This window comes from Neisseria sp. KEM232 (assembly GCF_002237445.1).
GTDB lineage: Bacteria > Pseudomonadota > Gammaproteobacteria > Burkholderiales > Neisseriaceae > Neisseria.
On record NZ_CP022527.1, the window covers coordinates 684,461 to 696,750 of the forward strand.

A 12,290-nucleotide genomic window follows, 5' to 3' on the forward strand; every position below is an offset into this window, starting at 1 on the left:
GCAATATGAAAAAAACCGTACTTTGCAGCCTGCTTGCCCTCCTGCCCGCACTCGCGGCGGCAGGCGAAATGGCCGACCTGCCCGGCGGCACCTACCGCCCCCTCTACCTTGCCGCCGACGCCCCGCTGGCCAAAGTCGGCGCCTTCAAAATGGACAAACTGCCCGTTACCAACGCCCAATTCTACGAATTCGTCAAAAAAAATCCCCAATGGCAGCGCGGCAAACTCGGCAGCAAACAGAGCGACCGCCACTACCTCTCCCATTGGGTTAAAACAGCAGACGGCTACGCCCCGCAGAAAGCCGACCTGAACAAGCCCGTCGTCTTCGTTTCCTGGTTTGCCGCCAATGCCTACTGCACCGCACAGGGCAAACATCTGCCCACCATCAACCAATGGGAATTTGCCGGGCAGGCTTCCGAACTCAAGCCCAACGGAGCGAACGAAAAAGCATACCGCGACACCATCCTCAACTGGTACGCCCAAGGCAGCCGCAACGGCCTGCGCGACGTAGGCCGTCTGAAACCCAACTACTGGGGCATTCACGACATGCACGGCCTGATTTGGGAATGGACGGAAGACTTCAACAGCAGCCTGCTCAACGCCGGCGGCGTCGATGCCTCCATGTTCTGCAGCGGCGCTGCGGCCGGAGCAACCGACCCCAGCAACTACGCCGCTTTCCTGCGCTACGGTTTCCGCACCAGCCTGCAATCCAAATTCTCCGTCCACAACTTAGGCTTCCGCTGCGCACAGTAAAGCCCTTGAAATGGAAAGGCCGTCTGAAAACAAAAAATGTTTTCAGACGGCCTTTTCGCCGCTTTCAGACGGCCTCCCGCTCCTTATCCGCTTTGATGCAGCAGCACAATCAAAGCACGGCGTTTTTCCGGTGGCAGCGCGCGGAAATACGACAACAAAAGCAGCTCGTCCGCCGAAACGCTGCCGCAATCGAGCGCCATCCTGCCGTGGCGCAACCATTCCGGGCTGGTGTCCAGCCATTTTGCCAGCGTATCGATTTTGTCCGCAGTCGGAATCGAACGCCCCGTCAGCCAATGGTGAAAAGCCTGCGTGCTCACCGGCTGGTTGGGATGGCGCAGATTGAAACGGTTGGCCAGGTTCGCGCCCGACAGCGTATCCAGCCCCGCCAGCTTGAGCGTGGTTTGCAGCCTTTGGCTGAAATCCGCCTTATCTTGTTCGGTATGCATAGCGGCGGATTATGTATAAGCGTCTGTCGTGAAATTTAAACAGAAAGGTTGGTAATTTAAACTTAACTATTAACAAACGTAAAGAAAGAGTAAATATAATCCATAACACATTACCAACCATATAGGGAATCATACTATGTCTTTACAAAAAGTCAGCGCACTAACCGTTATCGCCCTCAGTCTCGCCGCCTGCGGTGGAGGCAGCGGCAGCCCCACTGCCAAATCCGCCCCTACCGCTCCTTCGGTCAAACCAGGAAACCAGTCGAAAAACGACGAAGCAAAAAAAGCGGAAGAAAAACGCAAAGCTGAGGAAGCCCGTAAAGCTGAAGAAAAACGCAAGGCTGAGGAAGCCCGCAAAGCCGAAGAAGCCCGCAAAGCTGAAGAAGCCCGCAAGGCCGAAGAAAAACGCAAGGCTGAGGAAGCCCGCAAAGCCGCCGAAGCCCTGACCCGCCGCGCCGCCCGCGCAGGCATCGGCGGCGGCATCTGGCAGAGTGAAACCGCAGGATTCGACGCACTGAACGATCTGAACGCCAAACAGGCCGCAAAGGCCGTCTGAAAGGAGAACACCATGACCGCACAACACCAGCCCCAAACCGCAGCAAACTATCCCGCCGCCGACTTTGAACCCGTAGCCGCCCGCCCCTACTTTGAGTGCAAAAGCAGCGGCGTGTATTACATCGCTGTGGAATCCGACAAAGACGGCCAAATCACAGAAAAAGCCCCCTTGCGCCTGTCCGACCAAATCGAACTGATAGGGCGCGGCATAGACACAAACGGCGGCTATTATCGCGTTATCCGCTGGCGCGATTCCCACACCCGCCAAAGCAAAACCGCCGCGCTGGCCATGGCCGACATCGGCACGCCCCCATGCTGGCAGCGCCTGCAAGGCTACGGCCTGACCGTCATGAGCGGGCGGCGCAAGCGCGAACTGCTGGCCGACTACCTGCAAACAGACGGCCAAACCACCCCGTACACCGTCACCAGCAAAGCTGGCTGGCAAAGCGACGCGTACATCCTGCCCAGCGGCGAAATCCTTTCAGACGGCCTTAAAGCCCCCCGCGTCATCTACAACGGCGACACCAGCCAAGCCCCTGCCTACACCCAAAGCGGCACGCTGCAAGACTGGCAACAGCATATTGCCCGCTACGCCGCAGGCAACAGCCGCCTACTGCTGGCCGTCGGCACGGCACTGGCCGCCCCCCCTGCTGCACCTTTTGGACGAGCAAAACGGCGGCTTCCACATCTACGGCGATTCATCCGACGGCAAAACCACAGCCGCCCTTGTCGGATTGAGCGTCTACGGCAGCTCTAACGCCCTCAAAGCCGCATGGCGCGGCACGGATTTGGGTTTCTCCAACCTAGCCCTTGCCCGCAACGACGGCCTGCTGGTGTTGGACGAAATCGGCGAAGCCCACCCGAAGACCATCAGCAAAACCGCCTATTCCGTTATCAACGGCAAATCCAAAACACAGGGCGCGAAAGACGGCGGCAACCGAGCCGCCCAAGAATGGCGCGTTTTGCTGTTCTCAACGGGAGAATACGCCCTGAAAAACTACATGGAGCGGGCGGGTGAAACATGGGAGGCAGGGCAAAACGTGCGCCTGCCCAGCATCCCCGCCGCCACACTGCACGGCATTTACGAGAACCTGCACGGCTTTCCCAACGGCGCGGCCTTGTCCGACCACCTCAAAGCCGCCGCCCAGAAATACCACGGCACAGCAATCCGCGCATGGGCGGCCAAACTGCAAACCATCCCCGCCGACACCGTCCGCGCCGCCCTTGCCGCCTTTCTTGCCACCCTGCCCGATTTGGACGGCCAAGCCTGCCGCGTAGCCCGCCGCTTCGCCCTTGCCGCCGCCGCGCTGGAACTGTCCGCCGAAATCACCGGCCTGCCCGCAGGCATCGGCACCGCAGGCATCAAGCAGTGTTTTGAAGACTGGTTTGCCGCCAACAGCGCGGGCAAATACGAAGACCGCCAAATCATCCGCAACATGACCGCCTTCATGCAACAGCACGCCCACGGCCTGCGCTTTTCCGACTGGAACACTGAATGCACCAACAAAGACCACGCGGGATACAGACGCCCCAGCCCTGACGCGGCGGCCAATGCGGCAGGCATGGACGAATACTGGATAATCCCCTTCGTCTTTGAAGAAGAAATCATGCAGGGTGCAGACAAAGAAAAAGCCTGCACCGTCTTGCACGGCATCGGCTGGCTTGCCAAACCGCAAGACGGCAGGCGATGGAAATTCCAAAAGCGCGGCAAAGGCCGCTTCTATGTCCTAATTGGCGCAGAGCCGCCCGATTCAGACGACGGACAGGAATAAAGGCCGTCTGAAAAGCCGCAACAGCCGCCGCATGGCGGCTTTTTGCCGTTCGGAAGCCTGCCCGCCGCTTGACAATGTATCCTTTCGGCTACACAATCAAAGCATGAGATACACCATCGAAACAACGGAACACTTCGACCAATGGTTATCGGGGCTGAAAGACAAGCGCGCCAAAACCAAAATAGCCGCCCGCCTGCTGCGCATAAGCGCGGGCAATTTGGGAGACCATAAATCCGTTGGCGGCGGCCTTTCCGAAATCCGCATAACCGAAGGCAAAGGATACCGCCTTTACTACACCATACGCGGCAACACCGTTATTTTCATGCTGGCAGGCGGCGACAAAGGCACGCAACAGGCAGACATAACCCTAGCCCGAAAACTCAAAGAGGAATTGAGCCATGATTAAAACAACCCCTTTCGACCCCGCCCGCTACCTGCAAGACGAAGAAGAAATCAGCCTGTTTCTGGAAGCGGCGGCGGAAGAGGCCGCAGAAGCGGGAGACAGCGCCATACTGCTGCAAGCCATCAACGCCGCCGCCAAAGCGCGGGGCATGATGGAAATCGCCAAACAGGCGGGCGTTTCCCGCGAAAGCCTGTACAAATCCCTAGCCCCAAACGCAAAGCCCCGATTTGATACCGTCGTCAAAATACTGGATGCCCTAGGCGTGCAAATCAAAATCGGAGCGAAAAGCGCATAAAGCACAGGCCGCCGAACAAGGCGGCTTTTTTTCCGCCATTCAAGAAAACCAACCGGCAAAATTCAAGATATAGTGAGCCAAAATAAAAAATCTACGGCGTTGCTGCGCCTTGCCGTATTACCCATACTGTCTGCGGCTTGCTGCCTTGTATCTTTTTTATTTTGGCTCACTATAACGCCCAAAGAAAAGCCGCCAAAAAAACACCAGCCGCCAAGCAAAGCGGCTTTTTTTTGCAACCTACAAAAACCTACTTTATTCAGACGGCCACCCCATTCCCGCCCCGCAGAGCGTCACAGACCGCAGCAAACGCCGCGCCCTGCCAATATCCCCCTACACCAGCCGCCCAAACCCCGCAAAACGCCGTTTTCAGCCCTTAAAACACCATTCCCGCAGACAAGCGGCTTTTTCACAGCCTGCCGTCCGAGGCGGCGGCACTCCTGATTGTTAACTGTCAGGAAACAAAACCGCCGAAAACGCGCCGATTGTTGAATTTCAAAAATGCTATACGCGCGAGAAAATGCGTTTTATGTGGTTACGTGGTTACACCCATCCGCAAAGCCTTTATTCATGCGGGTTTTAACGGTAACCACCAACTTCTTTTATGTGGTTACGCTGTGGTTACAGTGGTTACACCTTTTAAAACAACAGAGGAGCTTAGGAAGCAAAATCACCAAAAACAGTGATAAGCTTCTGAAATGAAATTAAAAAACAAGTATCAAAAGTTCAGCAAAATTTCCGAACCGCAATTTCGTCAAATCCTGCGGCTGTTTGCTTTGGATTTGACCGCCTCCGATACTGCCGGGCTAACCGGTATCAGCGTCCGAAGCATCAACACGCCCTTTCTGAAATTGCGCCGGCGTTTGGCTGTCGAAAGCGAGCGGCAAACCCCTTTTGACGGCGTTGTGGAACTTGACGAATCTTACTTTGGCGCAAAGCGCATCCGTGGTAAACGCGGGCGCGGTGCCGGTGGCAAAACCATCGTTTTCGGCGTACTCAAACGGGGCAACAAGGTCTATACGGAAATCGTTCCTGATGCGTCCAAAGCCACACTGCAAAAGGTAATACGCGGGCACATTTCTGTTGAGAGCGTCATCAATACTGATGGCCGGCGTGGTTATCACGGCTTGGTTGATATGGGTTTTGCAAAGCATTTCAGGGTGCGTCACGGGCAGAATGAATTTGCCCGAGGAGCGCAGCATATCAACGGTATCGAGTCGTTTTGGAGTTATGCAAAACACCGTCTGATACAATTTCACGGCGTAGCACGACATACGTTTTACCTGCACTTGAAAGAAACCGAATTCCGCTTTAATCACAGGCATGATGATTTGTACAAAGTGCTGCTGAAAATGCTGCGAAAAGATCCTTTGAAATGATTTTTGCTTCCTAAGCCCCCAACAGATTACAAAGGCCAAAAACAGGCGTAACCACCCGTAACCAGTAAAGATATGTAAGTGGTTACACATTTTCCCGATTAGAAACATTGTCTTATGTCAAGTGTAACCACATAACCACTGTAACCACTGCTTTTTGCATCTCTATACGCTTTTTTTTCACGGCCTGCCCGCCCGCGCTTCCTACCCCGCCCCCTTTCCTGCTACCATCCGCCCGCCGAAATTACCCCAAAAAACACCCCTACCAAACGATTATGGGGTAACTTTTGGGGTAACATTTGGGAAACTGAAAAATACAATTCAAATAGAATCAGGCATTTAGGCGAAAAGTATGAAAGACCCCGCCTCCACCAGACACTTTTCCGGCGTGTGCCGGAAAGCCCAAACCGCCGGTTCGACAAGAATTGGCGGTTTTTAATACCCGGAACACCGGACGGACAGGCCGTCCGAACACGAGCCGCCGCAATACGGCGCGGCTGCCCGCATCTTTTCACCAACCCCTGCCGCCCAAGCATTTGCCGTCTGCGTCCGCCCTTTTTCGGTGCACGCAGGCAAAGCCAAGCCGCAGAAGAACGGCTGCCGCTCGGCGCGACGGCGCGTTAAGGAGAACATCATGCCGAAACAGAAAACCAGCAAACGCCAATGGCGCGACGGCGCGTCCGCCGCCTCTGCCAAAACACCGCGCGCGGCGAAAAGGCCTTCTGAAAGACACAAGGATTTTTCGCGCGAAGAAAACCGTGCCGCAGGCAAAAGGCCGTCTGAAAACGGCACGCAGCACGCAAACCGACAGCGCTCCGAACGCTCTCGGCAGGCTTCGTCAAACAACAACAGCCGTCAAACATCGGCACGCGGCAGACACACCGACGGAAAACCCTTCACAAACCGCGCCACAGCAGGCAAAAGGCCGTCTGAAAACGGCCGCAGGGAGTTTTCAGACGGCCTTCTGCCGCACGAAAACCGTGCACCCAAGCAGCGCGCGTCCAAAGCGAAAAAACTCGTCGTCCGCAATCCCAACCAAAAAATCATGGAGCGCGCGCACGAATTGAAAGAGCGGCGCAGCGACCTCTCGCACATCGAACCCGAACGCCTGCAAAAAGTGCTGGCCGCATCGGGTGTCGGCTCGCGCCGCGAAATGGAAGAATGGATTGCCGCCGGCCTGGTGCAGGTAAACGGCAAAACCGCAGGCTTGGGCGACAAGGTTACGCCCGACGACCACGTTACCGTCAAAGGCAGCGTTATCAAACTCAAATGGGCAGACCGCCTGCCGCGCATCATTCTGTATTACAAGCAGGAGGGGGAAATTGTTTCGCGCGACGACCCGCAAGGCCGCGTGAGCATTTTCGACCGCCTGCCGCAGGCGGCCAGCAGCCGCTGGGTGGCCATCGGCCGGCTCGACATCAACACCAGCGGCCTGCTGATTCTCACCACATCGGGCGAACTGGTGCAGCGTTTTGCCCACCCCAGCTTTGAAGTGGAACGCGAATACGCCGTTCGCGTGTTGGGCGAAATGACCGCCGAACAGATGCGCGAGCTGACCGAAGAAGGCGTGATGCTGGAAGACGGTTTGGCCAAAGTGGAACGCATCTTCGAGCAGGGCGGCGAGGGTGCAAACAAATGGTACAGCGTCGTGATTAAAGAAGGCCGCAACCGCGAAGTGCGCCGCATTTTCGAGCATTTCGGGCTGACAGTAAGCCGCCTCGTGCGCGTGGGATTCGGGCCGATCGGTTTGCCCAACCGCCTCAAACGCGGCCAATTTTACGAGCTTAATCCCGCCGAAGTAGCCAATATTGTGAAATGGGCGGACATGGGTCTGCCAGGCGGGCGGCGGCGCAGGAAATAGGCCGTCTGAAAACGAAGCTGCAAAGAAGTCAAACCTTGCACCCCGACAAAAAGGCGTCCCATGAAACACTTGAAAACCGCCCTGCTCTGCTTATCCCTGACACTCGCCGCCACCGCGCAGGCCGCAGGCAATCCGCACCGCGAAAGCTACGGCACTTGGGAAGAAACCGTTGTCAAAAACGGCCAGGCGTCCGCGGAACGCTTTGTTATCACCACACATGGCTTTGGAGAATTCGCCAAAATCAAAGCCGGCTGCGACAACCGCAAAAAAGGCTATGTCCACAACACCGACCGCATCAGCGGCCGCGAACTCGCCAAAAGCATCCGCGCAAGCATCGAAGATCAAAACCGCAACGGCACGAAAGAAGAAGCCGAAGCCTATTCCGCGCCCCTGCAAGAAGCATTGGCGAAAATCAGCGCCGACAAAAAATACCTGCGCGTCAATCTTTCTTTAAGCTGCTCAGACGGCGCGATGTCCTTCATCCAGCTCGACCGCAACGACGGCCTGAAAATGTATGCCGCACCCGACGTTTACTATTTTCCCGTCAAACGCGTGCAATAGGCCGTCTGAACGCCGCATTCTGCCGCCGCGCACGCTCCGTCTGCGCGGCGGCAGAATGTTTTGCGCCCGTCCCTCCTTCGTTTCCCTTTCTTGTGCACAGAAAATGTAATATCATAACGCGCGCGTGCATCCGTGCGCCCGTTTTCCATCCGTTTCCAGAAAGAGAGATTATGAAGAAACTCCTTCCCGCCGCCCTGCTCTGCACCGCCGCCCTCGCCCATGCCCACGAAGTTTGGGTGAACGCGCCCGCCGAGCTGTCCGTTTCCGAAGCCTTGCAGGCCGATTTGGCATACAGCCACGATTTTCCGCACGCGGAAAAAATCCCTGCCGACCGCCTGCACATTTTCGCGCCGCTGCACATCGCTTCTCCCGACGGCAAAACCGCCGCGCTCAAACAGCAGGGCGAAAACTACCAATACGCATCAGGCCGTCTGAAAAAAGGCAGCTACATCATCAGCGCCACCTACAAGCCGACTTTCTGGTCGAAAGACGCCGCAGGAAAATGGGAGCAGAAAAACATGGCCGATCGCCCGTCGGCCGTGTCCTGCGAGCAAAGCCAAATGTTCGGCAAAAGCGTGGTGAACGTCGGCGGCGCGGAAGATTTGGCCGCCATCTCCCGCCCTGTCGGCCAGATGTTGGAAATCGTGCCGCTGGCAAATCCGAACACGGTCAAACCCGGCCAGCTCTTCCCCGTGCAAATCCTCTATCAGGGCAAAGCGCTGGCGGGCGCAACCGTCACCGCCACGGCAGACACCATTGTCGCCCGCGATTTGGCGGCGGCACACGACCACCGCGAGCCGCAGGCCTTTTCCGGCAAAACCGACAAAGAAGGCAAGGTCAACGTTCTGCCGCTGGTCGAAGGCTTGTGGAAAGTGAAAGTGGTGCACAAAGCGCCGTTTGCCGACCCGAAAGTCTGCGGCGAATCGGCCGCCTACGCCACGCTGATTATGCCGATCGGACAGGAGCGCGCGCATACCGAAGCGCACCACCATCACCACCATTAATAAAGCAGGCAGCACAAAGGCCGTCTGAAACCGCCAAACGGGGTTTCAGACGGCCTTTTGAAGTGCAATCCGATTAAAGGCCGCCACACGGTCAGACAGACAAAGAGGCCGTCTGAAGACCTGTTTTACGGGTTTTCAGACGGCCTCTTCCGTTCTGCTTTCATTCCGCCGTTCTGCGGGCAAACTCTTCGCGCGTTTCCAAATTTTTCAAAAAGCGCGACAGCTCCGACAAGGCACCCTCGTAAACGCCGCGCTTGAAATCGATCACCTCGTCTATCGGCGCCCAGTAATCGTGCCAGCGCCAGCCGTCGAACTCGGGATGGCTGGTGGCGCGCAGGTGCACGTCGCTTTCGCGGCCGGTCAGCCGCAGCAGATACCAAATCTGCTTCTGCCCCTTATACGAACCGCGCCATTCGCGGCGCACCCAGTTGTTCGGCACTTCATAACGCAGCCAGTCGCGCGTGCGGCCGAGGATTTTCACATGGTGCGGCAGCAGGCCGACTTCCTCCATCAGCTCGCGGTACATCGCCGTTTCGGGGCTTTCGCCGGGCTTGATGCCGCCCTGCGGAAACTGCCAGGAATGCTCGCGCACGCGCTTGCCCCAAAACACGCGGTTGTGCCCGTTCACCAAAATGATTCCGACGTTCGGACGGTAGCCTTCCCTGTCCAACATAATTCCGCCCCTGCGCTGAATTTCAAAGCGCGCGATTTTCCCATATTCAAGGCCGTCTGAAAAGCAAGCGCGGCGGCCTGCGGCCTGCGTTTTCCCGCATGAAAAACCCGTTTTCAGACGGCCTGTACGCGCATTTTCCGCCGCCTGCAACATTTGTTAAAAAATGTTGGCAAAACCCCATCAAGCGCTTGCGCCGCCTGGTGTTTTGCCGTTTAATGCGCGGCACGCGGCCACTCGCGCGCAACCCTACCGAACAAGAGGAAACACAATGAAAAAAACCCTTTTACTGTCCGCAACCGTCCTGCTGCTAGCAGCCTGCGGCGGCGCGGACAACAGCCCGTCCGATAGTGCGGGCGCGGCGGACGGAGACACGGCCGCTCTGCCCGCCACCGGCAAACTCAACATCTTCAACTGGTCGGACTACGTCGATCCCGACACCGTCGCCGCCTTTGAAAAAGCGGAAAAAATCCGCGTGCGCTACGATTTCTACGACAGCAACGAAGCCCTCGAAGCCAAGCTGCTCACCGGTCATTCCGGCTACGACCTCGTCGCCCCCTCCATCTCCAACGCCGGACGCCAGATACAGGCCGGCGCCTATCAGGAAATCGACAAAAGCCTGATACCCAACTACGCCAACATCGACCCCGCCCTGCTCGAACAAATGCAGCAGGTCGATCCCGGCAACAAATACGCCGTTCCCTACTTCTGGGGCATCAACACCCTCGCCGTCAACACCGACAAAGTCAAAGAAGCCCTCGGCACCGACCAACTCCCCGAAAACGAATGGGATCTGGTCTTCAACCCCGAATACACCGCCAAGCTCAAACACTGCGGCATCAGCTACTTCGACAGCCCCACCGAACAATACCCGCTCGCCCTCAACTACCTCGGCAAAAACCCCAACAGCGAAAACCCCGCCGACCTCGAAGAAGCCAACCGCCTGATGCAGCGTGTGCGCGGCGACATCAAACGCTTCACCTCCTCCGGCTACATCGACGACATGGCCAGCGGCAACCTCTGCGTCGCCGTCGGCTACGGCGGCGACCTCAACATCGCCAAAAACCGCGCCGAAGAAGCGGGCAACGGCATCAAACTGCGCGTCCTCGCCCCCAAAAGCGGCTTCGGCCTGTGGGTCGACTCCTTCATGATTCCGATGGGCGCCCCCAACGCCGCCAACGCCCACAAATACATCAACCACACCCTCAACCCCGAAGTGGCGGCCAAAAACGGCAACTTCGTCACCTACGCCCCCGCCGCCCAAGCCGCGCGCGGCCTGATGGACGAAAAATACGCCAACGAACCTTCCGTCTTCCCCGACAAAGAAACCCTTACCCGCAGCTTCATCGTCCTGCCCAAATCGCGCGAAACCGTCAAACTGCAAACACGGCTGTGGCAGACACTCAAAGCCGGCCGGTAAACCACAAAAGGCCGTCTGAAACCCTTCAAAACGCCGCCCGCCCAAACGAAGCGGCCGCCCGCCAACCCGACCACGGAGAGCAACCATGACAGGCAAACTCAACGGAAAAACCATCCTGATTACCGGCGCCTCGCAAGGCATAGGCGCCGCCGCCGCCAAACACTGCGCTGCCGAAGGCGCCACCGTCGTCCTCGTCGCGCGGCGGCAGAAACGCATGGAAAAGGTTTACGACGAAATCGTTGCCGCCGGCTCGCCCGAACCCTTTGCCGTCTGCTTCGACCTGCTCACCGCCGAAGAAAACGAATTCGCCCAACTGGCCGCCACCATCGCCGAAGCCACGGGCGGCAGGCTCGACGGCATCGTCCACAGCGCCAGCTGCTTCACCGCCCTCTCCCCGCTCGACTTCCAAACCGTCGCCGACTGGGTCAAACAATACCGCATCAACACCGTCGCCCCCATGGGACTCACCCGCGCCTTCACCCCCCTGCTGATGCAGTCGGAAGACGCCTCCGTCGTCTTCGTCAGCGAAAGCCACAGCGAAACCCCCCAAGCCTACTGGGGCGGCTTCGGCGCATCGAAAGCCGCCCTCAACTACCTCGCCCTCAGCATCGCCGACGAATGGAGCCGCTTCCCCAACCTGCGCGCCAACATCCTGATTCCCGGCGCAGTCAACTCCCCGCAGCGGGAAAAAACCCACCCCGGCGAAGCCAAAAGCGAACGCCGCGACCTCGCCGAAATCATGCCCGCCTTCGTCTACTGGCTGGGCAGCGAAAGCCGCGGCCGCAGCGGCGAAACGGTTTTCCTGTAAAGCGCCAGAAGAAGAAAAAGGCCGTCTGAAACCGAAACAAAGGTTTCAGACGGCCTTTGCCGCATAGATGGGTGTATTGCACCACAATGCACGCGGTTTTGGGGCTTGCGGGAAAACGTGCGGGCAAGAAAAAGGACGTCTGAAAAGCGGATAAGATTTTCAGACGGCCTCTCGGGCTCCGGGCCGATTGGAAGCCTTTCCCGCCCTCGCGGGAATGACGTTTCTGAAACCTATCGGGACAACAGAGTTCCCTCTCCCGCCCGCGGGGGAGGGTTAGGGTGGGGGCTTGCGCCGCAATGCACGAGGTTTGGAGATTGGCAGGGAAATGCATGGGCAAGGAAAAGGCCGTCTGAAAAGCGGATTGGGGCTT

General features: G+C 57.7%; 14 protein-coding genes. 12 read left to right on the forward strand and 2 right to left on the reverse strand.

Annotated elements, in window-relative coordinates:
- Positions 1–5: 5 nt before the first annotated feature.
- Positions 6–752, forward strand: a complete 747-nt coding sequence (locus CGZ77_RS03420; RefSeq protein WP_009424876.1) for a formylglycine-generating enzyme family protein — start codon at positions 6–8, stop codon at positions 750–752.
- 83 nt (positions 753–835) lie between these two features.
- On the opposite strand, the gene CGZ77_RS03425 is transcribed toward CGZ77_RS03420, so the two are convergent.
- On the reverse strand, positions 836–1,198 hold the full coding sequence (locus tag CGZ77_RS03425) for a transcriptional regulator (RefSeq protein ID WP_009424875.1): 363 nt from the start codon (positions 1,196–1,198) through the stop codon (positions 836–838).
- Positions 1,199–1,334: 136 nt separating this feature from the next.
- On the opposite strand from CGZ77_RS03425, the gene CGZ77_RS12430 reads away from it, so the two are divergent.
- The 9 genes from CGZ77_RS12430 (at position 1,335) to CGZ77_RS03465 (ending at position 9,022) form a co-directional block, all read left to right on the forward strand.
- Positions 1,335–1,754 (forward strand): hypothetical protein, encoded by a 420-nt coding sequence (locus tag CGZ77_RS12430; protein WP_094030942.1) that lies wholly within the window; start codon positions 1,335–1,337, stop codon positions 1,752–1,754.
- A 12-nt stretch (positions 1,755–1,766) separates the two neighbouring features.
- Positions 1,767–2,510 carry a DUF927 domain-containing protein gene (locus CGZ77_RS12610; protein WP_009424859.1) on the forward strand — a complete coding sequence of 248 codons (744 nt, stop codon included), beginning with the start codon at positions 1,767–1,769 and terminating at the stop codon, positions 2,508–2,510.
- Positions 2,413–3,525 (forward strand): DUF927 domain-containing protein, encoded by a 1,113-nt coding sequence (locus CGZ77_RS12615; protein WP_232304363.1) that lies wholly within the window; start codon positions 2,413–2,415, stop codon positions 3,523–3,525. Before CGZ77_RS12610 ends, CGZ77_RS12615 begins: the two co-directional genes overlap by 98 nt.
- A gap of 103 nt (positions 3,526–3,628) precedes the next feature.
- A complete protein-coding gene (locus CGZ77_RS03440) occupies positions 3,629–3,931 on the forward strand; it encodes a type II toxin-antitoxin system RelE/ParE family toxin (RefSeq protein ID WP_009424857.1) in 303 nt (100 codons plus the stop codon).
- Positions 3,924–4,223, forward strand: a complete 300-nt coding sequence (locus CGZ77_RS03445) for an addiction module antidote protein (protein WP_009424856.1) — start codon at positions 3,924–3,926, stop codon at positions 4,221–4,223. Before CGZ77_RS03440 ends, CGZ77_RS03445 begins: the two co-directional genes overlap by 8 nt.
- 695 nt (positions 4,224–4,918) lie before the next feature.
- The gene (locus tag CGZ77_RS03450; RefSeq protein WP_094030943.1) at positions 4,919–5,599 is read left to right on the forward strand and encodes an IS1595 family transposase; all 681 of its coding nucleotides are present in this window, start codon (positions 4,919–4,921) and stop codon (positions 5,597–5,599) included.
- 631 nt (positions 5,600–6,230) lie between these two features.
- Positions 6,231–7,457: a pseudouridine synthase gene (locus CGZ77_RS03455; protein ID WP_036495434.1), complete on the forward strand. Its 1,227-nt coding sequence runs from the start codon at positions 6,231–6,233 to the stop codon at positions 7,455–7,457.
- Positions 7,458–7,517: 60 nt separating this feature from the next.
- A complete protein-coding gene (locus CGZ77_RS03460; RefSeq protein ID WP_009425003.1) occupies positions 7,518–8,018 on the forward strand; it encodes a hypothetical protein in 501 nt (166 codons plus the stop codon).
- A 170-nt stretch (positions 8,019–8,188) separates the two neighbouring features.
- Entirely contained in the window at positions 8,189–9,022 is an 834-nt protein-coding gene (locus CGZ77_RS03465) for a DUF4198 domain-containing protein (RefSeq protein WP_009425002.1), read from the forward strand.
- A gap of 160 nt (positions 9,023–9,182) precedes the next feature.
- Here the strand turns inward: CGZ77_RS03465 and CGZ77_RS03470 are convergent, their stop codons facing one another.
- The gene (locus CGZ77_RS03470; RefSeq protein ID WP_036495433.1) at positions 9,183–9,695 is read right to left on the reverse strand and encodes an RNA pyrophosphohydrolase; all 513 of its coding nucleotides are present in this window, start codon (positions 9,693–9,695) and stop codon (positions 9,183–9,185) included.
- 268 nt (positions 9,696–9,963) lie between these two features.
- Between CGZ77_RS03470 and CGZ77_RS03475 the strand changes: the two genes are divergently transcribed.
- Positions 9,964–11,112 carry a polyamine ABC transporter substrate-binding protein gene (locus CGZ77_RS03475; protein WP_094030944.1) on the forward strand — a complete coding sequence of 383 codons (1,149 nt, stop codon included), beginning with the start codon at positions 9,964–9,966 and terminating at the stop codon, positions 11,110–11,112.
- Positions 11,113–11,197: 85 nt separating this feature from the next.
- Positions 11,198–11,920: an SDR family oxidoreductase gene (locus tag CGZ77_RS03480; RefSeq protein ID WP_009424998.1), complete on the forward strand. Its 723-nt coding sequence runs from the start codon at positions 11,198–11,200 to the stop codon at positions 11,918–11,920.
- Positions 11,921–12,290 lie beyond the last annotated feature (370 nt).